Source organism: Leuconostoc sp. XM4 (assembly GCF_055698815.1).
This window is the reverse complement of the sequence record NZ_CP134507.1, coordinates 611,818-634,960: the sequence shown is the minus strand read 5'-3', so window position 1 is coordinate 634,960 and position 23,143 is coordinate 611,818. Positions and strand designations below refer to the sequence as shown.

The 23,143-nt window shown below is 38.5% G+C and carries 19 protein-coding genes, 1 tRNA gene, 1 other RNA gene, 1 riboswitch and 1 other annotated feature; of the genes, 1 reads left to right on the top strand and 20 read right to left on the bottom strand.

The window, feature by feature from the left end; genetic code table 11:
- Positions 1–13: 13 nt before the first annotated feature.
- The 14 genes from dapB to RHP64_RS03240 form a co-directional block, all read right to left on the bottom strand.
- A complete protein-coding gene (dapB, locus tag RHP64_RS03305; protein ID WP_011679473.1) occupies positions 14–736 on the bottom strand; it encodes a 4-hydroxy-tetrahydrodipicolinate reductase in 723 nt (240 codons plus the stop codon).
- Complete coding sequence (gene dapA / locus RHP64_RS03300) at positions 736–1,602, bottom strand: 4-hydroxy-tetrahydrodipicolinate synthase (protein WP_025267898.1); 867 nt, start codon at positions 1,600–1,602, stop codon at positions 736–738. Before dapA ends, dapB begins: the two co-directional genes overlap by 1 nt.
- A 2-nt stretch (positions 1,603–1,604) precedes the next feature.
- Entirely contained in the window at positions 1,605–2,759 is a 1,155-nt protein-coding gene (locus RHP64_RS03295; RefSeq protein WP_025267897.1) for an N-acetyldiaminopimelate deacetylase, read from the bottom strand.
- Positions 2,759–3,460, bottom strand: a complete 702-nt coding sequence (dapD, locus tag RHP64_RS03290; RefSeq protein WP_014324468.1) for a 2,3,4,5-tetrahydropyridine-2,6-dicarboxylate N-acetyltransferase — start codon at positions 3,458–3,460, stop codon at positions 2,759–2,761. The genes RHP64_RS03295 and dapD overlap by 1 nt, the downstream gene beginning before the upstream one ends.
- Before the next feature lies 1 nt (position 3,461).
- The gene (lysA, locus tag RHP64_RS03285) at positions 3,462–4,754 is read right to left on the bottom strand and encodes a diaminopimelate decarboxylase (RefSeq protein ID WP_014324467.1); all 1,293 of its coding nucleotides are present in this window, start codon (positions 4,752–4,754) and stop codon (positions 3,462–3,464) included.
- Positions 4,755–4,837: 83 nt separating this feature from the next.
- Positions 4,838–5,006, bottom strand: a riboswitch (Lysine riboswitch).
- 86 nt (positions 5,007–5,092) lie between these two features.
- Positions 5,093–5,935: a fructosamine kinase family protein gene (locus RHP64_RS03280; protein ID WP_025267896.1), complete on the bottom strand. Its 843-nt coding sequence runs from the start codon at positions 5,933–5,935 to the stop codon at positions 5,093–5,095.
- Positions 5,936–6,118: 183 nt separating this feature from the next.
- Positions 6,119–6,664, bottom strand: coding sequence for a hypothetical protein (locus RHP64_RS03275; protein ID WP_014324466.1), 546 nt, complete (start codon positions 6,662–6,664; stop codon positions 6,119–6,121).
- A gap of 37 nt (positions 6,665–6,701) precedes the next feature.
- Positions 6,702–7,376: a VTT domain-containing protein gene (locus RHP64_RS03270; protein WP_014324465.1), complete on the bottom strand. Its 675-nt coding sequence runs from the start codon at positions 7,374–7,376 to the stop codon at positions 6,702–6,704.
- 122 nt (positions 7,377–7,498) lie between these two features.
- Positions 7,499–8,872 carry an amino acid permease gene (locus tag RHP64_RS03265; RefSeq protein ID WP_025267895.1) on the bottom strand — a complete coding sequence of 458 codons (1,374 nt, stop codon included), beginning with the start codon at positions 8,870–8,872 and terminating at the stop codon, positions 7,499–7,501.
- A 124-nt stretch (positions 8,873–8,996) separates the two neighbouring features.
- Positions 8,997–10,955, bottom strand: coding sequence for a threonine--tRNA ligase (thrS, locus tag RHP64_RS03260; protein ID WP_025267894.1), 1,959 nt, complete (start codon positions 10,953–10,955; stop codon positions 8,997–8,999).
- Between the two features lie 77 nt (positions 10,956–11,032).
- Positions 11,033–11,250: a binding site (T-box leader), on the bottom strand.
- Positions 11,251–11,482: 232 nt separating this feature from the next.
- Positions 11,483–13,849: an FtsK/SpoIIIE family DNA translocase gene (locus tag RHP64_RS03255; RefSeq protein ID WP_014324462.1), complete on the bottom strand. Its 2,367-nt coding sequence runs from the start codon at positions 13,847–13,849 to the stop codon at positions 11,483–11,485.
- Positions 13,850–14,004: 155 nt separating this feature from the next.
- Positions 14,005–14,076, bottom strand: a tRNA-Glu gene (locus tag RHP64_RS03250).
- Positions 14,077–14,148: 72 nt separating this feature from the next.
- Entirely contained in the window at positions 14,149–14,661 is a 513-nt protein-coding gene (locus tag RHP64_RS03245; protein ID WP_011679463.1) for a tRNA (cytidine(34)-2'-O)-methyltransferase, read from the bottom strand.
- Entirely contained in the window at positions 14,658–15,812 is a 1,155-nt protein-coding gene (locus tag RHP64_RS03240; RefSeq protein ID WP_011679462.1) for an AI-2E family transporter, read from the bottom strand. Before RHP64_RS03240 ends, RHP64_RS03245 begins: the two co-directional genes overlap by 4 nt.
- A 178-nt stretch (positions 15,813–15,990) precedes the next feature.
- On the opposite strand from RHP64_RS03240, the gene RHP64_RS03235 reads away from it, so the two are divergent.
- Complete coding sequence (locus tag RHP64_RS03235; protein ID WP_025267893.1) at positions 15,991–17,019, top strand: lactonase family protein; 1,029 nt, start codon at positions 15,991–15,993, stop codon at positions 17,017–17,019.
- A 54-nt stretch (positions 17,020–17,073) separates the two neighbouring features.
- On the opposite strand, the gene RHP64_RS03230 is transcribed toward RHP64_RS03235, so the two are convergent.
- The 6 genes from RHP64_RS03230 to recU form a co-directional block, all read right to left on the bottom strand.
- Entirely contained in the window at positions 17,074–18,546 is a 1,473-nt protein-coding gene (locus RHP64_RS03230; RefSeq protein ID WP_011679460.1) for an ABC transporter substrate-binding protein/permease, read from the bottom strand.
- Between the two features lie 148 nt (positions 18,547–18,694).
- Positions 18,695–19,068: RNase P RNA component class B (gene rnpB / locus RHP64_RS03225), an RNA gene on the bottom strand.
- A 23-nt stretch (positions 19,069–19,091) separates the two neighbouring features.
- A complete protein-coding gene (locus RHP64_RS03220; RefSeq protein WP_004164370.1) occupies positions 19,092–19,490 on the bottom strand; it encodes a DivIVA domain-containing protein in 399 nt (132 codons plus the stop codon).
- A gap of 75 nt (positions 19,491–19,565) precedes the next feature.
- Positions 19,566–20,132 carry an SLOG family protein gene (locus RHP64_RS03215; protein WP_011679459.1) on the bottom strand — a complete coding sequence of 189 codons (567 nt, stop codon included), beginning with the start codon at positions 20,130–20,132 and terminating at the stop codon, positions 19,566–19,568.
- A gap of 58 nt (positions 20,133–20,190) precedes the next feature.
- Positions 20,191–22,383, bottom strand: coding sequence for a transglycosylase domain-containing protein (locus RHP64_RS03210; protein ID WP_025267891.1), 2,193 nt, complete (start codon positions 22,381–22,383; stop codon positions 20,191–20,193).
- 21 nt (positions 22,384–22,404) lie between these two features.
- Positions 22,405–23,019, bottom strand: coding sequence for a Holliday junction resolvase RecU (gene recU / locus RHP64_RS03205; protein WP_011679457.1), 615 nt, complete (start codon positions 23,017–23,019; stop codon positions 22,405–22,407).
- Positions 23,020–23,143 lie beyond the last annotated feature (124 nt).

The following is a 23,143-nucleotide window of genomic DNA, read 5'->3' as shown; positions in this document are numbered from 1 at the left end:
CACAATTTTTAAATTAAATAATTTGGTCTAATCCGATGACAACACCGTCTATATTTTTCACAGCTTCTATAGCGCGAATTACACCTGGTACAAAGGCTGATCGACTTGTTGTACTTTGGGTCAGCGTTAATTGCTCATCCACACCACCAAAATAAACGCTTTGCTGTGCGATATAGCCAGGTAACCGTACAGCATGAACTGGCACACGATCAATCTGTTCGCCGCGAGCTGGCGCTAATTTTGTTGATGTAGGTTCCGCAATGCGGGCTTTTGCAATCAATCTTGCTGTTTGCTTAGCCGTTCCAGATGGTGCATCCACCTTTTTAGGGTTGTGCGCTTCAATAATTTCTGCATCAGGAAAATATTTGGCCGCTAACTGTGAGAATTGCATTAACAAAACCGCTGATAAACTAAAGTTTGGTACAATTAAAACGCCTTTTGATGACTGTTCACGCAGTATTGCTACTTGTTCATCAGACAAACCAGTGGCACCAATCACTAGCGGCATGTTGTGCTCGATTGCGTACATTGCATTGTCAAATACAGTTGCTGGGGTACTGACATCCAGCCAAATATCTGCTGCCACATTAATATCTGATAAGGAGGTCCATACAGGTACCTTACTCTCATGTTGATGACCACTCACAATACCAACAATTTCATATTCTTCATTCAAGTTATCTTGAATAGCTTGGCCTAATTTACCAAAACCACCAGCTAAAATTATTTTTGTCATTATTTCTCCAATAATTCATTCAAATGTAATTTTTCTGCGTCACTTAAAGGAATAAGAGGCAGACGTACAGCTTCACGTACGAATCCTTTTTCGGCTAATTTCGTCTTAACTGGAGTTGGGGAAGGGTAAGCAAATAGGGCATTCATTCGTGGGGTTAGGTAACGTTGCAAACGCCCAGCTTCGCGCCAATTACCTGCATTCATAGCAGAAAACAATTCAGACATTTCGTCACCATAAAGATGTGAAGCTACCGAAATTGTTCCAGCACCGCCGACAGTGTAAGCCGAAAGAGTCATTGCATCTTCACCAGTATAGACTGCAAATCCAGTGGTCCCTTCTACCTCTGCTTCAACAAATTCAGTTGATGTTGTTTCCTTAATTGCATTAATATTAGGATGTTGAGCTAATTCAATCACACTATCAACCGTGAGACCGACCACCGTACGTCCAGGAATGTTATATAACATAACAGGCTTTTCGGATGCATCAGCGATAGCTTTAAAATGTGCAATCATACCAGATTGACTTGGCTTATTATAATACGGTGTTACTGCCAAGATGCCGTCAATATGCTCGATTTTGCTTAAAGCTTTGGCTGCTTCTACGGATTCCTTTGTATTATTGGAACCTGCATTAGCAATTAAAAGTGCACGATTACCAACCTGTTTTGCAATAAACCGTGTCAACTCTACTTTCTCTTCAAAAGACAGTGTTGGAGATTCACCTGTTGTTCCTGCAATCACAAATCCTTGCGAACCATGATTTAACAGGTGTTCAATTAATTTCTCTAATGACTCATAATCAATCTCATCGTTTACTGTAAAAGGCGTAATAATTGCCGTAATTAAATTAATTCCTTCGTACATGCTTATTCTCCTTGTGACATTCGCCACTCAATAAAATCTTTCAAAGCATTAAATCCTGGCAACAAAGCTGCTTCATCGATGTTTAACTTGGCACTGTGCAGTGAATGATTGTCATTAACACCCAGCCAAAGCATGACACCAGGAATATGTTGCAATATGTAACCAAAATCCTCACCTGTCATCGCAGGTTTTGCTTCTTCAAAAGCAATGTCTTGACGCTGTTCCATGAAACTCAGCAAATTGTTAGCTAAGTCAGGATTGTTTTCAACAGGCAAATAACTTCCTGTTTCAAGGCGAACATTAATCTTGACCTCATTTGCCAACGCCACACCTTCAACGATTTGGCGAATTCGTGTTGTCATTTTATCCAAGCCATCTTTGGTCATACTACGAACTGTTCCGGCAAGATGCACCGTGTCTGGAATAACATTATTTGTAAAGCCGCCGCTAATCATTCCAAGACTCACTACACCACCTTCTATCGGATCAACGTCACGCGATACAACAGTTTGTAACAACATAATTAATTCAGCCGAAATGACAATTGGATCCTTACCTAAGTGGGGATAGGCCGCATGACCACCTTGCCCATGGATGTCAATTTCGAGCTCGGCCGTTCCAGCAAATAAAGTGCCCGCTAAGGTACTCAAAGTTCCAGCAGGTAAATTAGGCTGATCATGAATGCCGTAAAATTCATCAGGATGCCACTCACCTTCAAAGATTCCTAAATCAACCGCTAATTTGCCACCACTTTTTGACTCTTCAGCCGGTTGGAAAAAGACAATTAAATTGTCTTTAGGTTGATGCTCACTAAAATACTGAACTAATCCCAAAGCTAAAGACATGTGAACATCATGACCACATGCATGCATAACACCTTTATGTGTTGATTCAAATGGCAATCCAGTATCTTCTGTAACTGGTAGCGCGTCAATATCAGCACGATATCCTACCGTCCGGCTTGGGTCAGTCCCAGAAAATTTCACAAGCAATGCCGTAGGTAATTCTTCTACTTGACGTATTGTCATAAAATTAGTTTGCCAAGATTGAATCTTTTCTAACAAATAACGATGCGTTTTAAATTCCGCTAAAGCAAGTTCTGGAATTTTATGTAAGTCACGCCGATAGGTTTTCAAATCTTCTTCACTAACTGGCATTATAAGCCTCGCAATGCGTCAATTAACGCAGTCTTTTGTTGCGTCTTCGAATCAATCTCCTTAATGACTTTTGCAGGAACACCCGCAACTACTGTATTGGCTGGTACATCCTTTGTGACAATCGCTCCAGCCGCAACTACTGCGCCGTCACCGACCTGTACGCCTTCAATAACGACGGCATTAGCGCCAACTAGAACGTTATTTCCGATACGAACAGGTTGGGCAGATGCTGGCTCAATCACACCAGCTAATACCGCGCCAGCACCAATATGAGAATTTTCACCAACAATGGCACGGCCGCCAAGTACAGCACCCATATCAATCATTGTGTTAGCACCAATCTCTGCACCAATATTAATCACTGCGCCCAACATAATCACCGCATTGTCACCAATTTCAACTTGATCGCGAATAATGGCACCTGGTTCAATGCGAGCATTAATTTCTTTTTTATCAAGCAAAGGAACGGCAGAGTTACGTGAATCATTTTCAATAAATACATCTTCTGATGGTAGATTCTTAATTAACAATTCAATTTCAGACCAGTCGCCAATTAATTGTCCAAATGACTCATTTCCAAATTGTTGCACAGTATCTGGTACTTCAGTTGCCAATGTGCCTTTATATGTAACTTTTACTGGGGTAATTTTTTTTGCATTTGCAATGAAATTAATTAGTTTTTGTGCTTCGTTTTCAGCCATGTTATTTATCTCCTAGAGTATAATCCTGATCTAAACTGATCATGTGTTCAAAAGTTTCACGTTCAACAACGACTTGATGTTGACCATTTTCCACGAAGACAACGGCCGGTCGTGGATTTCGGTTATAATTTGAAGCCATTGCATACCCGTACGCACCTGTTGCAAGCACAGATAAAATGTCACCAGGTTTTGTCGCCGGTAATTCTTCCTGCCAAACCAATACGTCACCTGACTCACAATATTTACCAGCAATCCGCACAATTTCTTCACTTTTAGCATTTGGTTGATTGGCTAAAACCGCTTCGTAATTTGCTTGATAAAGTGCTGGACGAATATTATCTCCCATACCACCATCTACAGCCAAGTAATTTCTAATTCCCGGAATATCCTTACGCGACCCAACTGTATATAGGGTTTGTCCGGCTGGTCCGACAATCGAACGACCAGGTTCAATCCATATTTCTGGCATTGCCCAATCGTACTGTGTAGCCTTTTCTTTCAAAACACGGATAATAGCATCCGCAAACTCGCTTTCTGGCAAAGGTTGATCCTCATCAGTATAACGAATACCAAATCCACCGCCAGTATTAATGACTTCTGGTTGCCATCCCCATGAGTAAGCAGTATCTGCTAATAGTGCTGCATTTTTCTCAAATCCAGTCACATCAAATATTTGAGATCCAATATGCGCATGTAAGCCACGCAAATGAAGATGGTTATCTTTTATTGCAATATCATAGGCCTGCTTCGCTTGACCTGTTTGTAAATCAAAGCCAAATTTACTATCTTGTTGACCAGTACTAATAAATTCATGAGTATGAGCTGAAATTCCTGGTGAAATACGTAGTAAAATATCTTGAATAACATTTTTTTCCGCCGTAATTTCTGACAGTATCTGTAACTCAAGAAAATTATCAACAATAATTGTTCCCACACCATTTTCAACGGCCATCACAAGTTCATCATAACTCTTATTATTACCATTAAAACTAAGATGCTGAGTTGGAAAATCAGCTTTAATTGCTGTGTATAATTCCCCACCAGACACGACATCAGCGTGAATATTTTCTTGAGCTGCCACCTGATAAATTGCTTTAGTAGCAAAAGCTTTACCAGCATAACTCACTACATATGGGACATTTTCTTGTTCAAAGATACGCTTAAACGCTCTCATTGTCTTACGAATAAGTGTTACATCGTAAACTGCTAACGGCGTGCCATATGTCTTTGCCAGTTCGATTGTATCAACACCATCAACTGTCAGATGTTGCTTTTCATTTATTGGATACGTCATCATTTCCCCTTGAATTACACAAAAAAACCCTTTGATAGGTTCGCAAAACGGACTTATCAAAGGGCATTGTTAGCATTTTTGACAGTTTCCATAGCTCACCGCATCTCTGCGACAGTCTAATAGCTCTTAACTATTAGCCCAATCAAGGTCATTTGTAGACACCCTTGATTTCGGCGATATCCCCTAAGCTTACTATCAATTGCTACAGCAACTCCGGTAAGTGTATTGTCAATCGCGACCTCTATGTGAAATAATTTTTATTCTGTCATTATTATGACTGAATCATTATTGAATGTCAAGGTTTTTTCGTCTAATTCTTTGCTAGCAATCATGTGATTTTAAAAAGACGTTAATAATTTGTTCATCCGCGGTGCATAAATATCACCAAAGCGTGTAAAGTGAATTAGTATATAATAAAACTCATACCATTTTTCACGTTTTTGCCAGCCATCATCCAATGGCCATTCTTGCATATATTGATTATAAAATGACGGACTAAAGCCGGCAAACACTCTTGAAATCGCCAAATCATATTCCCGATCACCGTAGAACACGTTAGGATCAATAAATACAGGCTTACCTTGATCGTTAAACATAAAGTTTCCTGCCCAGAAATCACCATGCAGTAGTGATGGTTGAACTGTTTGCGCGTGATTATCATTTAATATTGTTTCACGTAATTTACTATAGTGATCACCACGTTGGGTAAGCCAAAAATTATTTTTTTGCGCTTGTGCCATTAGCGGATCCAAGCGTTGTTTCACAAAGAATTCAGCCCAAGAAGATTGCCAAGTATTATTTTTAGGCACAAAATCTACTAAGTTATCACTATCAAATCCAAACTTTGGCGCTGTAGCTTGGTGCATTTTAACCAGCGACTTTGCTAATTCTTGTTGTGACCCATTTCCTTGATTAATCCACGTCAAGACTAAGTAGGCGTGCCCTTGTAACTGTCCCTGTGCTAAAACGGCTGGCACAGTCACCACTTCCCCCAAAGCCTTCAAGCCAGCAACTTCATGATCAAAAAAACTTGCTTGAGCATTTTGTTGAATCTTTAAAAAATAGCGCTGGTTATTCGAATAGATTGAAAACGCCTCGTTAATGTCGCCACCACGTACCTTTTCTAAGTCGTGTGGTTTTTCAAGTCCCAAACGAGTAACAAAATCGTTGCCTAAGTCCATATTATCCTCCAAAATTTATTATCGGAACAAAAAAACACAATTTTCATTACGAAAACTGTGTTTTTGGCAAAATAATACCCTTATTATCGACAAATTTATTCAATTGTCTCACAGGTATTATCATCTGATTGTAGTGTATCATAATATTATACAGACGTCACTACTTTGTGTACTTCTCTACTGTTAGCTGATGACTGGTAAATTGGCTGCAATTAAATCGTTAGTTACATCCACAAATTTTTCATCGTTCAAACGCAACAAACGCCAATCGTATTCCCTATCATTATCAAATTCATCAATATATGGTTCAAACTCACCTTCAGTTTGTAAAATCAGATAGCCTGCAAAAGCATCCGAAAATTCACTTTCAGTGCTAATAACACGTACTAATTGATTATTAGAAAAAAATCCGATGGCTAACTGATCATTATTCCACTGACCTTCAAAGGCCCACTTTAAAGTAATCCAATCTGAAAGTGTTATTCCTAGGTTCAATAGATAATCCACAGATAAACGAATGTGGATTGGATGCTTGCTGGATTGAGAGTCGCTTCCTTGAGCATCCAATTGAGAAGAGAAGATGCCACTTAATGCCTCAAAATCACTCACACTGGGTACTTTTTCTTCATTTTGCCATGCTTCAACAGTTTCAACTTCAACATCTAGTGCATCAGCAATCTCTATTGTTGAAATTTTAGTTAATTCTTGTAGTTTTTTTAAGTTATTCATAGTTATAATTATACAGAAAAACCGCCATGAATGGCGGTTATTTCGACATTATTTTTTTCTGTTTCTTTGCAACCATTGCTGAACGAACGACACCAATGATTGTTGGCATTAATGTGACCAACGCAATACCCAAAATAATTACAGAAAAGTGTGCTTTAACAAATGGAATATTTCCGAACATATAACCAGCACCGGTTGCAATTAAACTCCAAGAGAACGCAGCAATCAAACTATTACGTAGGAAATGTTTGTATGAAAATTGGCTGATACCAGCCACAAACGGTACAAATGTGCGGACAATCGGCATGTATCGCCCAATGATTATTGCCGCAGCACCACGCTTTTCAAAGAAAGCTTCAGCTTCTTTGATATGTTGTTCTTTAATGAAACGACCAAAGAAACGATGATGTAAAATTTTATAACCACCTGTACGACCAATCCAAAAATTGACTGAGTCACCAATAACAGCTGCTAAGAAGAATACAATCATAAATACCCAATGATTAAGTCCGGCATTTAGCCCAGCAGGCGTAGCAGCAATAGCTCCTGCAGCAAACAACAGTGAATCTCCAGGTAGAAACGGCATAATCACACTACCAGTTTCAATGAAAATCACTGCAAATAAAATCAAATACGTCCATAAACCGAACGCTTGCACAAGATTACCAATATGGACATCAATGTGCAAAATAAAATCAATTAGAAATGACATAAAGTTCCCCTAAAGTACGAATAGTAATATTTTACCACACATGTGAGCATGTCATATTAAAATATACCTTTTCATCCCTATTGCGATTTTAATTGCCTTCTAACCAGAAAAATTACGGTAACTTACTTATTTAATGCCTGTTTTGGTTGTCTCATTGAAATACAGCCAAACACGACCATCCAAATGGTAGCACCAATTGCTGGTAGACGAGATTCTGGATTAAAGAAAAGCGTAATAAATACAAAACTGAAAAACAGAATTGCCAATGGCACTAACGTCTTGGGTGCTATGACAAGAAAGCCATCAGGCATGTAACTATCTGACTTGCGATACTTCATGTAAGCGAATAATATGAGTACATAAATCATCAAAAACAAGTCCGTCGATGCGCTTGTCACAAAACTAAATGCATTTGTGATTGATGGAATAACCGAGATTAAGGCCGAAAAAGCAACCATTAATGATGTAACCAGTACAGCATTCACTGGTAATTGTGTTTTTGATGTTTTTCTAAATGGTTGTAAAAACTTGGCCTTAGATTGGAATGATAAAGCAAAGAAATTACGGCTAGCACTAAACAAAACTGAATTTAATGCTGAAGCAGCACTCGTTAATACTACGAAATTAATTAAAGCGGCAGCCCATTTCACACCTGCCAACTGGAAAACCATCACGAAAGGACTTTGATCCTCTGGAATTTTCTGCCATGGATAAATCGTCATAATAATGAACAATGCACCCAGATAGAAAAACAATATGCGCCAAGGAATTTGGTTAATCGCTTTGGGCAAAACCGAACGGGGATTTTCCGTTTCAGCCGTTGTCATGCCAATAAATTCCATGCCGACAAATGCAAACATGACCATTTGAAAGGCATTAATAAAATTACCAACCCCGTTAGGAAATAACTCAAAGTGATGCCAAACATTACTAAAAGCAACTTTTCCAACTGGTGTTTCGAATCCTGTCAAAGCCATGATAATACCTGTCACAATCAATGATAGGATGGCTACAATCTTTATCATGGCAAACCAGAATTCAGTTTCACCATAAAGTGCTACGGCAATTAAGTTGATCGACGTTAGCAAAATAAGCATGACGATTTGAATCAACCAACTTGGTAAATCCGGCAGCCAAAACTGAATATATTTTGCCACTGCAGTCAGCTCTGCCATCCCCATAAATACAACAGTTAACCAATATGACCAACGTGCAAAGAATCCGGCACGGTTACCTAAAAATTTAGTGATGAAAGAAATAAAGGTATGTTGACTGGGATCAGCATACAGCAGTTCACCAATGGCACGCATCACAACAAACATAAACATCCCAATAACTAAGTAAACCAATAAAATGGACGGTCCAGCAAAATGGATTGAATTTCCTGCCCCCATGAATAGACCAGTACCAATTGTTCCACCAATAGCTATTAACTGAACGTGTCGGTTTTGTAAACCTCGTTTCGGAAGATTACTGTCGCCTTTTGAATCGGACATAATAATATAAATTTCCCTTTCCTATTGCAAAGCACCCCTCGATGATCTCAGGGTGCTTTGACTTTTCATACATACATGATCTAGTATGCTGATTTTTTTCTAAAAATAAACAACGCTATTTTGTTCATTCGGTTTCACGTGAGTAATTAGAAACATCAGACAAAATTAAATATTGTAATTCGTCGTATGACATTGTAACTGTTTTTGTATCACCATACTTACGAACAGTAACCGTGTTACTATCTACCTCTGAATCGCCTAGTACCAAAGTATATGGAATTTTGTTCGTTTGCGCTTCACGAATGAGGTAGCCCATCTTAGCGTCTTTTGTTTCAACATTAGCGCGCAATCCAGCATCCTGTAACTTCTGCTGTACAGCGTTCGCATAATTACCATGAGCACCTAAATTAACAGGGATGATTTGTACTTGTAAAGGTGACAACCAGGTTGGGAAAGCACCCTTGTACATTTCAATCAAGTAGGCTGTGAAACGTTCCATCGTCCCAACAATACCACGATGTAACATCACTGGACGATGATTATCCAGACCATCACGACCAATATATTTCAAGTCAAATCGTTCTGGCAACAAGAAGTCTAATTGGATAGTTGACAATGTTTCTTCATTACCTAAGGCAGTCTTTGTTTGAACGTCTAACTTTGGACCATAGAAAGCAGCTTCACCTTCAGCCTCGAAATAATCAAGACCGAGATCATCCATTGCTGTTTTCAATTGCTTTTGTGACTTTTCCCACATTTCATCATCATCAAAATACTTTTCTGTATTTTTAGGATCACGATAAGACAAACGGAAACGATAATCTTTAATGTTGAAGTCACGATAGACACCCATCATCATTGTTAGAATAGACTTAAACTCTTCTTCTAACTTTTCTGGTTCAACGAATGTATGACCATCGTTCAATGTCATCTCACGAACACGAGATAACCCTGTCAAAGCACCAGATTTTTCATAACGATGCATCATTCCTAATTCAGCAATACGCATTGGTAATTCACGGTATGAACGTGGCTTATGATTAAATACCATGATATGTGATGGACAATTCATTGGACGTAATTCCAAAAATTCGCCATCCCCCATATCCATTGGTGGGAACATATCTTCACGATAATGGTCCCAGTGACCAGATGTCTTATATAAGTTCAAATTAGACAATACTGGTGTGTAAACGTGCTGGTAGCCATTTGACAGCTCTTTATCTGTAATATATCTTTCAACTTGGCGACGAATTGTTGCACCATTTGGCAGCCAAACTGGTAATCCTGAACCAACCTCCTGGCTAGTAAAGAATAGATCAAGATCACGTCCAATGACACGATGATCACGTTCCTTAGCTTCTTCACGACGAGCAATTTCTGCTTCAACGTCAGCTGCTTTCCAAAAGGCCGTTCCATATACTCGTTGCATCATTGGGTTGCTTGAATCTCCACGCCAGTAAGCGCCAGCCACTGAAGTAAGCTTAAAATGCTTAATCCAACCCGTTGATGGTACCAGACCACCCTTATCAAGCTCAATATGATCTCCTTGAACAGCAATTGTGATCTTTTCATCGACTGGTAGATCATTTACTAACTCAACTTTATATGGATCATCAGCAAATATTTCTAATGCTTCATCACGTGTGATTTCGCGAGAAAGAATTGGTAGATCCTCTTTCACAATTTTGTGCATCATCGCCTCGATTTCAGGGAAATCTTCGATTGACACTTGATTGCCAGCCCCATTATCTGTGTCGTAATAGAAGCCATTTTCAATAAAAGGACCAACTCCAAAATGAATGTTAGCAAATTTTGGAATTCGCTTTAATGCTTGTGCTAATAAATGAGATGCTGAGTGACGAAGTAGATCTAATGCTTCGCTATCTGATGTAGTGATTAGTTGAAAATCGCCACTTTCAATAATAACATCGTTCATGCCAATGTATGAACCATTTATTTTTCCTGACACTGACTTCTTTGCCAATGACTTTGAAATACTTTCGGCAACCCCAATTGGCTTAATCCCTTCATCAAACTTTTTAATAGCGCCATCTGGGAATGTAAGACTGATTTCTGCCATGCTATTTTCCTTTCAAATTCCATTCTAGTATTTTACATTAATAAAACAAAAACGTCCCTTTAGATCCTTATTAGATCTAAAGGGACGTTTTACCGCGGTACCACCCAAGTTTAAAACAGGAAAAATTCCTATTTCTCTCAAATGATATATAACGGTATCACCCGGGCAACTTTTCATTTAAAACTACTAAATCACCACTCAAAGGTAGTCTCTTTTGTATGCACTGCTCATTTTCACCAAACATGAACTCTCTTTAAGTGCATGACAATCGAGTTGTCCTTATCAATGTTTCTGAGAAACATCATAACATTTTTTTTGCTGTGTTGCAATTATTTTTTTAAATCTGCTAATACAATCTTTAGCGCTTCTAATGCCTCGGCATCATGATCTAAAATACCATTATCAAAAACATTTTGTAGTGCAGCAATTTGATTTTTTGTAAGTGCCATTTTTATTATTCTCCTGTTTGCTTAATCATTTAATTCTACTCAAAAAATATAATCATACTACTTAGTTTGAAACTAATGCTAACTTTCTATCCCAGAGCTACCATCTGAAATATTGACGTGTCTTGGCCGTGATCCGTCTGCTGGTCCAATGTAACCGCCTGCTTCCAAATCATCAATTAATCGAGCGGCTCGATTATAACCAATCCTGAAACGACGTTGTAACAGTGATGTTGAGGCTTTTTGTTGTTCAATAACAAATTGCAAAGCTTCTTGGAATAACTCATCATCACTATTTCCATCAGCATTTTCCGAATTATCTTGAGCAATTTCTTCATCTGTAACAGTCATTGCATCGGAATACTGAACCTCTTGTTGTGACTTAACAAATTCAACAATATTAGTCACATCAGTGTTACTAATAAATGCACCTTGAACACGTTGTGTCGGCTTACCGGGCGGTGCAAAAATCATATCCCCTTTTCCGAGCAGCTTCTCAGCACCATTACTGTCCAGAATAGTGCGTGAATCAATTCCAGAAGCTGTTCTAAAAGCAATTCTACCAGGAATATTACTTTTTATGGTACCGTTAATCACTTTAACGTCAGGTCGCTGTGTAGCCAAAATCATGTGAATACCGGCTGCACGAGCTTTAGCACCAAGGCGCGCGATAGAAACTTCAATTTCATTACCCACCGTACTCATTAGGTCAGCGAATTCATCTACAATAGCAACAATATATGGCATTGGTTGCATAATTGGCTGATCTGTTTCCTTAGCTTCAGCATTCTGCTTTTCAACCGCCGCATTATATTCACCAATATTACGTTTTCCAAATTGAGCTAAAAGCTTGTAACGATTTTCCATCTCGTCAACAACTTTTTGCAAAGACTTCGCTGCTTTACGGGGCTCCGAAACAACTGGTGTCAGCAAGTGTGGTATCCCGTTATAAATAGATAACTCAACAACTTTTGGATCAACCATCATTAATTTAACTTCATTAGGTTTTGCACGCAAAAGGATAGATACAATAATACCATTAAGCCCTACTGATTTTCCAGATCCAGTAGATCCAGCAATAAGCAAATGAGGCATAGCCGATAAGTCTGCCATGATAATATTTCCTGTTACATCTCGGCCAAGTGGCACATTGAGTGGATTATCATCAAATGGCGCATTCTCAATCATGTCTCGGAATCCAACAGTTGCCTGAGTATCATTAGGAACCTCTATACCAACATAGGGTTTACCGGGGATTGGCGCCTCAATTCGTATTGATTTTGCAGCTAATGCCAATGCTAAATCATCCGATAGATTAGCAATTCGATTTACTTTAACGCCTTGCCCTGGTTTCAACTCATATTGAGTTACCGTAGGTCCTAATGAAACACTGGTTACTTCCGCCTCAACACCAAAGCTTTGCAGCGTATCATGGACAAGACGCGATTTGTCGGTTAAACTTTTAAACTCTTTTGTTTGGTCTGTAGGCGCTAATTGCGTTAATAGGTCAGCAGTTGGTAACTGGTAATCCGGGTTTTCTTTTTCCAACATATCTGTAGAAACTTCGCTATCACTAACAGAAGTCTTTTCGGCCTGTTCTTTGGAAGACTTTTTTGTTGGTTGAGGCGCTATAGGACCATTCCATTTAATTTCAGGCTCATTGAAATTTTCTTGAACACTAGGTGCATTGACGTCTTTTTCTATTTTAGGGACAACATCGGTTGACAAGCTATCATCTCGGCTCACACCTAATGGATCATCTCCATAATCAGTAATATCTTTCTTGTGTCTATCACGTTTGAAAAGCGATTGTCGGGTTGGCTTTTCGTTAGCTCGTTTTTCCTGAATATGAGTAACCCCTTCATGAGCTTTTTCAACGCCTTGCTGAACAATGTCACGAGCTGGAATACGGAAAAAGATTGCAATACCACTGAATAATAAGATTATTGTTACAATCCACGTGCCAATGCTAGACATTAACATAAACAGTAGATGATATAATGCTGCGCCGATTATACCACCGCCAACTGGTGTGTTTGCTGATTGATTGACAAAATCTTGACCAATTAACCGCACCACTTCGCCAACATATCCATCTGCATTTTTTAGTGTGTATTCAAAAAATAACAATGATGAAATTGTCTCAATAGCAATGAACATCATAAAAGCGCCAACCCAAAAATGAGTTGCTATTTTGGGTGTTTTTCGAGTAATAAAATAGTACCCTAAAAATAATGTCATAGGTATTAAAATCACAAGATACATGTTTCCAAAGAAAAAACGGAAAATGTCAGCAATAAATACCCCCAATATGCCAAGCTTAAATATACCTAGTATACCTAAGACAATACCACCCAAGAAGCATAGGTTTTGAACTAAAGGGTTCTTTTTTTTACTATTTTTACCACGTGTTGTACGCCGTCTTTGTGTAGTCTTTCTTGTCGCCAAAGTTCCACCTCTTAGTCAGTTCATTCTAACACTTTATTTTATCATTTTTGAAACTCGAACAAATGTTCACATCAAATTCTTAAGCTTTGCTTAACTCTATTTCAAAAATTTAATTTTTAAACACAAAAAAACGCAACCAGAGTTGCGCTTTTTAGTAGCTCGTGAGAGAATCGAACTCTCGATTCCGCCGTGAAAGGGCAGCGTCTTAGCCACTTGACCAACGAGCCATGGTCAATAGTTGTTCGTTGTAACGAAACAACTATATTAGTTTATCAGGGAAATTTATATCTGTCAACTGTTTATTTCAGTTTGTCTTGCTCGTATGTGTGAGTTGTTTCTAAATTTGAAAAAGATTGCTGGCGCAATGCTTCATAAAGCACAATTGCGACAGTATTCGATAAATTCAACGAACGAACATGTGAATCATCCTGTGGGATACGAATAGCCTTCTCCGGATTTTGACGCATAAATACTTCTGGTAGCCCTGTGGTTTCTTTTCCAAATAAGAAGTAATTGTCAGTATCATTTTGTGCGTAATTAGGCTGTGTGTAGTCTTGGTTAGCAAATTTAGAAACCAAGTATAAGTTGTCTGTTTCTGCTAAAGTGTCTAGAAAATCAGGCAAGCTTGGGTGTTTCACCAACTTTACATGATCCCAATAATCTAACCCGGCACGTTTAACGTGTTTGTCATCAAGTTCAAACCCCAACGGTTCAATTAAATGTAAGACTGCATCAGTTCCAGCAGTCGTACGAGCAATATTTCCCGTATTAGCAGGCATTAAAGGTTCAAATAAAACAATATGATTCGTCATTTTTCAGCTACTTCCTCTACTTCAAATAAATCTGAGTTTGCACGCCACCAATCATAGATGTGTGTAACAAACACTTTAGCTACAGCATATGATGGCACCGCTAACACAATACCTAATACACCAAAAATATGTCCACTGCTCAATAACACAACGATAACAGTAACAGGGTGAATTGATAACGCCTCCCCGAGAATTTTTGGTGAAATAACATGTGCTTCAATCGGTTGTTCAATAGCTAGTACGATAATAGCTAATATTAGCATTTTTGGGCCGCCAGCAATCAAAGCAACTGTGAAAACTGGCACTTGTGCAATAATTGATCCAACATACGGGATTAAGTTAAAGAAGCCTGCCATCAGCGCTAATAAAATACCGTACGGCAAACCAATAATGGTATACCCTATGGAAAACATAATCATTACAGCGAGTGCAACACCAAGTTGTCCACGAATATATTGAGCGATTTGCTTACTAATTTCCGTTAATAAGTAGCGTACTGATAGTTGTGAGTTATTTGGAAACTTACTAGAAACAAATGACGAAAATTTGTGTCCATCTAACAGCATATAATAAAGAATAAACGGCGTCGAAACAATTGTCACACCAATTGATGTAAGAATTGATGCAAATGAACTGATGCCTGCAACCCCGCTTGTCAAATATTTTTTGCTCCAATCTAATACATTTTGATTAAGATCAGAATTCGTATGATTCAAATAATCTCTGATAAACTTAAATTGTTCACTGGCAAAGGTCTCATTAATAAAAGCTTCGCTGGTTTTCCAGTAATTTGGCCAGTTATCGATAAATTGAATGACTTGATTGCGCAATACCATGACAATAGCAGCAATGGCTACTCCAATGATAGCTAATAAGACAATCAAGACCACACCAATCGATAAGTTTCTTGGTAAATGCACATATTTTTCCAGAAGACCGACAATCGGACTCAGCAAATAATACAGCACGCCGCTTATCATTATAGGTGCACCGACAGCCGTAAATAATGCACGAATTGGTTCAAACAAAAAACGTACTTGCCAAGCCAAAAAAATGATTAGCAAAACTAATAAAATTACAATCAGACCATTTAACAAGTCATTGCCAGAAAACCAACGACTATACCATGACTGTTGCTCTGGTTTTTTCATAAAAACGCCCCTTCTCATGCTATACAATTGTAATTATTTTACCATAGAATTGCGAATGGCTGTTACTTTGCAATATTTTTACGATGATGTGATAATTAAATAAGGCTAAAAATTATATTTGTGTAAATGCTTACATACAAGTATAATTAAAACAGACATTCAAAGGAGCTACTATATAATGGCAGTCTATAAAATTCTATTTGGTACGTATACAAAGCGCGTTTCAAAAGGTATATATGAAGCTGAGCTTGATACAGAGAAAAAATTATTACAAAACTCCACATTCGTTGGGGGTTTGACAAATCCAACTTATTTGGCAATATCAAAAGCCAACAAAGTCTACGCGGTTGAGAATCGTGATGGTCAAGGTGGTGTTGTTACATTTGATAATTCCGTTCGACCCCTTGCTGAGATTGATGCACAATTAAGTGAAGGCTCAGCACCGGCATATATTGGTGTTGATGAAGATCGTCAACTTGTTTATGCAGGTTATTATCACCGTGGAACTGTTGAAGTTTACCGAATTAATGATGATGGTAATTTGACGTTAACCGATACTTGGCAAAATGAAGGGTCAGGTCCACGTCCCGAACAAGGATCTTCACATATTCACTTTAGCAATTTAACTCCTGACAACCGTTTAGTTGCAGTTGATCTAGGTACAGATGAAGTTATTACTTTTGACGTATCAGACAATGGCAAGCTAGCTGAAGCCGCTCGTTTCAAAGCAGAAGATGGCTTTGGCCCTCGTCATATTCGATTTTCGCCAGATGGTCAATATGCTTACCTCCTCGGCGAATTGTCAAGTCTACTCAGTGTTTTGAAATACAACAGTGAAGATGGTTCTTTTGAACACGTACAGACAGCACCAACTATACCATCAGATTGGACAGCACATAACGGAGCTGCTGCAATCCGTATCAGTAAAGACGGTCGCTTCATATATGTTTCAAATCGTGGTAATAACTCAGTCGCAGTCTTCAAAACAACCAATCTTGGATCTGAAATTGAACGTATTCAATTAATCAGTACTGAAGGTGAGTTCCCAAGAGACATGAATTGGGATGAATCTGAACAATTCTTGGTGGTTGCTAATCAAGATACCGACAATGTATCATTGTACGCTCGTGATGAAGAGTCCGGCGAATTATCACTACTCCAAAAAGACTTCACAGTTCCAGAAGGTGTTCGTGTATTATTTGAATAACAAAAAAGGATGCATCATTGACAGATGCATCCTTTTTATTTATATTAAATTAACTTATCGTGAACTACGATTCATACGTTTTTCGGCGTAACCCAATGAGCGACTAATTCCAAACGTCAAAACGAAGTAAATCAGTGATGCAATAACTAATGGGAAAAATGGTTTGAAACTAGCTCCTTGAACGACACCAGTTTGGAACATCAATTCACCAACACCAATAACAGAAACAACCGAACCTTCTTTGATAATTGTCACAAATTCATTACCTAGAGCAGGTAAAATGTTTTTTACCGCTTGTGGTAATATGACATATCGCATTGTCTTGCCTTTTGACAAGCCAAGTGAGCGCGAAGCCTCCGTTTGTCCAAAGTCAACAGAGTTGATTCCTGAGCGAATGATTTCAGCAACATAAGCAGCTGAATTAAGTCCCATTGCAAGAGCACCAGCAGCAAAAGCTGATAAATTCAAGCCAATTACTTGCGTACCGAAAAATACCATAAACGCTTGTACTAGCAACGGTGTGCCACGAACATACTCAACATAAACATTACCAATAATTCTTAAAATGGCGTTGGGAGACAACTTAAATAAGGCAAAGACTGTTCCAAGCACAATACCCAAAACTACCGCCACTGCAGCTAAGGCAAGCGTCAACAATGTTCCCTTGACAAACAAATTACCATACTTAGCCCAGAAGCTTTGATCAGCAAACATAAGTTTATTAGCTCTTTTTTGATAAGCTTCTAATTCACCTGACTTAATGATGTTACCAAGTGACTTGTTAATTTTGGCTTTTAGGACTGGAGAATTTTTAGGCATTGCGATTGAAACTGCCCCTTCTCCAGAAGAAGGCTTTGGATAAATAATTTTAAAGGCTTTATTTTGTTGTGTGTAAGCCTTAGATATTGGTTCATTAAGCACGATTCCAGCAATTTTACCAGTAGATAATTGTGCAACCAAATCAGGAACTTTTTGAAGACTGACTATCGTTGATCCACTCATACTTTCTTGAGCATAAGTTTCTTGGGTAGTTTGTTTTTGTACACCAATTTTCTTACCAGAAAAAGAGTTTAGGTTGCCACTATATTTAGAGGCATCTTTTTTCAAAACCATTACAGTCTGCAAAGGCTTCATATATGAATTTGAAAAATCAACTACCTTTTCTCGTTCTGGTGTGGCATTGATACCCGAAATAATGACATCAATTTTACCAGTTTGCAAGGCACCGATTAAACCATCAAATCCCATTTCCTTAATAACAGGCTTAACACCAAGATCCTTAGCAATTTTTTTAGCCATCTCAACATCAAAACCAACAATTTGGTCACGTCCGTTGACCGTAGCATGGAACTCAAATGGTGCATAATCTGCTGACAGACCAATTACTAACGTACCCTTTTTCTTGATTTTAGTTAGGGCCGGATCCGTAGTCGCAGCATCAGCATGAGTTGGCAAAACTGCTAACAATGGCAGTAACATTGTAATCGTCATTATCACGATTGATATTTTTTTTAATATACTATTCATTTAATTTCTCCTCATGTGAAACAACATTACTAATTTTACCTTGATTTGAATTTTTATACAATAAAAAAACGTAGATATACAAAATATATTGAATAACTAAATTTTTTATACAAAAAAACTCGCCGAAGCGAGTCTACCTGTTACAAGTATCTATAGGCCATGTTTTGTTCCAGTGTAATGCAGGTAACATTACACCTTCGGTAATCATCTATCTAAGTTCGTTCAAACGAACCATACCGACCATCGCTTCATTTCACTAGGCCAGCCGCCCCTACCAAAAGTTTGGGTTGCCCGTTTGTGGGGTTTACCTCGTCTCAAATACTAGCTTTCACTAGCATATACGTTTCTATGGCACCTTCGAGCCTATTCAGACATAGCCCTAAGCCTTAGCCCTTTCGACTGCCGTAACATCACTGTTCCTGGGTTTATTTTTTATCCCAGCACAAACACTACACCCATCTCAGAGTGTACGAGCATGGACCTTCCTCACGTTAGAAATATAACGCGCAATTACCCGATACTTGCAAAAATTATTATCTTTTTATTTATTCAGCACTATTATGATCGCGACCAAACACCACACGCTCCAAATTAGCAACACGCTTAATCAAATCTAAGTTAGTTACTGCCGCTTGCTGTGCGACTGCTGCTTGTCTTTGATCCTCAACTGGTTGAGGTTGAGAAGCAGTTTGAACTGGTTGTTGCGGTGCAACACTTTGTTGCTGTTTAACAGCAACTAGTTGATCTTGGGCATCTTTCAAAGCGACTTGTAAACGAGCCACTTCACTTTTTAGTTGTTCAACTCGGCTACCAAATGCACCATAGTCTTTAATAATATCATCTAGAAAGCTGTCAACATCAGCAGGATCATAACCGACCCCCATACGTTTTTGCTTAAAGACGCGTTCCAAAATGTCTTTTTGCGTGTATTTTACTTGTTCCACAAGCTATACCTCGATTATTTTTTTACTTATCCTATGTTACCAATAATTCTAATGAATTACAAGGCATTTTTAATACTAATAATCGTAACGATTTTCATTCATTTTTTCTTCAAGTTCCGATGCATACTCTTGTAACTGATACATGTCCACTTGGACAAGAGGATACGGCGTTTGCGTTTGATACTTTGTCACAACTTGAAAATCAAATATTGTCTTCCCTTCAAATTCCGTATCATAAAAGAACAATGCACCATCTGTGTGCGCTAACATGAATTTCTGATAATTTTTCAGCTGAATAGGCGATTGAAAGGGTTTAGTCGATACGCTCTCAGAAAAATCACTCTGTGCAATCAATTTCTGCAATTTAGCTTGATTATCCTCACTCCATTGACTGCCAAACTGTTTAAAAGGCAACATTACAGCCAATTTAAGTTGTGGATAGTCTTTCTTCATATCAGCAACAACTTCAATTGTCCATTGCTCAATGCCTAGCTGGGCACCTGTGATAACCCATTCCAATCCATTATCAACTTGTTCTTTTAGCGTTTGATGTAATGCATACTTGATAACTTTAATTTTAGGATCTTTGTCACCGAATGTTCCTAATTCATAACTTCGGTAACCCGTTACCCAAAGTCGCATAATATTCTCCTCTATAAGAAAAGGTCTTGCTATGAAAGCAAGACCGAGAAACTCTAAATTAATTGTTGCCAGTTGTAGACCCAGTTGAAGCAGAGTTTGCACTAATTCCTGCTTCAGATGGGGTTTCCCCAGATTGCGCAATGGAATTCACACTCGGCAGTCCACCGTTACTCCAAGAAGCATCTTTGACTTCATATTCAACGATATTTCCCTTCACTTTAGCAGTAACTGTATCTGGTGCGGTCCAATCGGTATTTGACTTATTTTGCATAGCATAAGCCATCACTTTGGCATAATACTGCGCCGGTAAATCTTGCTCTGTCCAAGGAATGTAATTTTTACTAGGAACATCAAATCCAGTCCATACAGAGAGCGTATACGATTTTGTATAGCCGGTAAACCAAGCATCCGATATCGCTTTATCAGGCATCCCAGCATTATCATCATAGGCTACTAGCCCTGACTTACCAGCCTGATATAACCCAGAAATTGCGGCATCTGCTGCGGTTGCATTAGGCTTGATAACACCCTTCATCATATCAGTTAACATGAAGGCTGTACTGGTCTTCATAGCACGTGTGCCACTTGATGTGTAGCTATGGGTTGTGCCATCTGCAGTGACAATTTTAGAAATATAAGTTGGCTTGTAATAGACACCACCATTAGCAACAGCACCAAACGCTGCTGCCTCCTGTTCGGTTGAAACATCGATTCCAATGGCCATTGAACCACCCGGTGTTGAGTTCGTCGTAATGCCTAGTCCATTAACAAACTTCTCGGCATTTGAACCACCAACCTCTTCTAAGGTTCTGATTGCAGGAATATTTCGCGATTGCGTTAAGGCCGTACGCATGGTAATGTTTCCCATGTATTTTTTATCCCAGTTGTAAACACTTATGTTTGTACCGTTATATTTGTATTTTTTATCTTCAACTGTTCGATAAGTTGGCCAGTTAAGGTATTCAATTGCTGGCCCATAATCTAGTAATGGTTTAATTGATGAACCAGATGAACGGTTCTTGCTGGTTGCTCGGTTAAGTGCCTGCAAGGTATTAACATTACGTCCGCCAATTTGGGCTATAACGTGACCATTATTTGGATCTGTCATTGTTGCGCCAATTTGTAAGTCATCACTAGAAAAAGTAACAGAACCATCATTGGCATTATCATAAAGGGATTGTTGTAAATTAGAATCCATATTAGTATAGATTTTCAAACCGGCTTTTGTTGTATCATAACCTAGCTTTTTGGCTTCCGCTATCACTGATGAAGCGTACCCATCAGCAACTTGACGAGTGCTATTAGCCGCCTCTGTTTTGGCATTTAAATCTTGTAAGCCATCGCTGACAGGCACTTTCATTGCTTCTGTCGCTTGCTTTGACGTAATCGCACCATAAGTAACCATAGCTTTCAAAACTGTGTCACGACGCTCTTTTGCAGCCGTGGTGTCCTTTAAGTAGGGATCATAGTAAGTTGGTGATTGTGGCATACCAGCAAGCAAAGCCAATTGTGGCAAAGAAAGATCAGTTAACGCTTTACCATAAAAATATTCTGAAGCTGTTTTCATTCCATAAACGCCGTGTCCCATGTACACTTTGTTCATATAAAACGTCAAAATTTGATTTTTAGTAAAATTCTTCTCCACACGTAAGGCTAACCATGCTTCTTGCGCCTTACGTTTAAATGTTTGGTCAGACGTTGATGTACTAAAGACGGACAATTTAACTAATTGTTGCGTCAGAGTAGATCCGCCCTGCATCCCCAGAGAAGAACCCTTAATATTGGAAATTGCAGCTCCGGCAATACGTATTGGGTCTACACCATGATGTTTGTAAAAACGTCGATCTTCAATAGAAACAACAGCTTGCTTTAATTGTTTGGGTATTTCATTGGAATTAGCATAATCACGATCTTGAGTGGCCATGCTCCAAAAGACGTTTCCCTTAGAATCTAAGAGCTGTGTAGAGTTTTCCGAAGCTAAATCCGACTCTGTAATATTGGGTGCATCATTCGCATAAGTGAAGAACAAGGCTGTTCCCGCAAGCCCAGCAATCAGTCCAAGAGTAAATAACCATAAGAATATGGCTAATATCCAACGACGCTTCTTTTTAGTTTTTCTTGGTTTTCTGGGCCCACTACCCTTTGGACCATTTGGTTTTGGCGGACGTGGTGGTTCTTGTGCAGGGTATTGATCGTACATCTTATGATTACGATTTACACGCGACCATTGATTCGCTTTGTCATTTGCCATACTATTGAAAACTCCTAAAATTTAATGTAATGCTTCAAGCATTTTATCCACAGCTGTGAGATAATCCAAACTCGGATTTAAACTTTCAGGCACAACAAAACTCTTATCAACTATTTCTTGATAAGAAATCGACTGTTTGCCATTCAAATGTTGCCACTGTTGTATTAATTCGCTAGCAGGATAGACATAATTCTCATTTAAACTCGTAAATTTGATGATAACAAACCCGATACCACCTTGGGACAAAATACTTGCTAAATGAGAAATTTGATGTTCATGGAAATTTTTCAAAGGGAATGACGTTTTATTTTTTGTTTCCTTTGCATCAAAGTCAATATACTTTCCTTGATAAACACCATTATAATCAGTTGTAGAGGCTTGTTTAAAATAAGCCTCTGTAATTTTGGCAGCAGAGCGAGCAGGATAGTCAACTTTTACTATGGTTATTGGTGTAGGCTTTTTATGAACTACTGCCAAACGATTAGCAAGATAATAGTCATTTGCAAGATTAATTTCATCTTCCAAACCCATACCTCGCTTACCAAATAATACCTTTTTAGTTGTTTTACCGGTACGCAATGTGTTATTTTTTAACGTCTTACCGTGATGAGTACCGACTGGATAATTAATTGTCATCGCAACTCTCAATATTTTCTGTAAAATATATATTTTTTATTTTACCATAAAAAAGAACTTAACCATAATTAGGTTAAGCAATGTCAATGCTTGTGTGTTGCAAGTCATTCAAAAACCGTCCAAC

Excerpts from the sequence above, each read along its gene's own strand:
- RHP64_RS03240 (WP_011679462.1), bottom strand. The coding sequence starts at position 15,812 with ATGAAAAAACCAGAGCAACAGTCATGGTATAGTCGTTGGTTTTCTGGC.
- dapB (WP_011679473.1), bottom strand. The coding sequence starts at position 736 with ATGACAAAAATAATTTTAGCTGGTGGTTTTGGTAAATTAGGCCAAGCT.
- RHP64_RS03210 (WP_025267891.1), bottom strand. The coding sequence starts at position 22,383 with ATGGCAAATGACAAAGCGAATCAATGGTCGCGTGTAAATCGTAATCAT.
- RHP64_RS03245 (WP_011679463.1), bottom strand. The coding sequence starts at position 14,661 with ATGACGAATCATATTGTTTTATTTGAACCTTTAATGCCTGCTAATACG.
- dapA (WP_025267898.1), bottom strand. The coding sequence starts at position 1,602 with ATGTACGAAGGAATTAATTTAATTACGGCAATTATTACGCCTTTTACA.
- RHP64_RS03280 (WP_025267896.1), bottom strand. The coding sequence starts at position 5,935 with ATGGACTTAGGCAACGATTTTGTTACTCGTTTGGGACTTGAAAAACCA.
- thrS (WP_025267894.1), bottom strand. The coding sequence starts at position 10,955 with ATGGCAGAAATCAGTCTTACATTCCCAGATGGCGCTATTAAAAAGTTT.
- dapD (WP_014324468.1), bottom strand. The coding sequence starts at position 3,460 with ATGGCTGAAAACGAAGCACAAAAACTAATTAATTTCATTGCAAATGCA.
- RHP64_RS03265 (WP_025267895.1), bottom strand. The coding sequence starts at position 8,872 with ATGTCCGATTCAAAAGGCGACAGTAATCTTCCGAAACGAGGTTTACAA.
- recU (WP_011679457.1), bottom strand. The coding sequence starts at position 23,019 with ATGACAATTAATTATCCAGTCGGTACTCATCACGGTAAGACGTTAAAA.
- RHP64_RS03230 (WP_011679460.1), bottom strand. The coding sequence starts at position 18,546 with ATGAATAGTATATTAAAAAAAATATCAATCGTGATAATGACGATTACA.
- RHP64_RS03295 (WP_025267897.1), bottom strand. The coding sequence starts at position 2,759 with ATGCCAGTTAGTGAAGAAGATTTGAAAACCTATCGGCGTGACTTACAT.
- RHP64_RS03275 (WP_014324466.1), bottom strand. The coding sequence starts at position 6,664 with ATGAATAACTTAAAAAAACTACAAGAATTAACTAAAATTTCAACAATA.
- RHP64_RS03215 (WP_011679459.1), bottom strand. The coding sequence starts at position 20,132 with ATGCGACTTTGGGTAACGGGTTACCGAAGTTATGAATTAGGAACATTC.
- RHP64_RS03270 (WP_014324465.1), bottom strand. The coding sequence starts at position 7,376 with ATGTCATTTCTAATTGATTTTATTTTGCACATTGATGTCCATATTGGT.
- RHP64_RS03235 (WP_025267893.1), top strand. The coding sequence starts at position 15,991 with ATGGCAGTCTATAAAATTCTATTTGGTACGTATACAAAGCGCGTTTCA.
- lysA (WP_014324467.1), bottom strand. The coding sequence starts at position 4,754 with ATGACGTATCCAATAAATGAAAAGCAACATCTGACAGTTGATGGTGTT.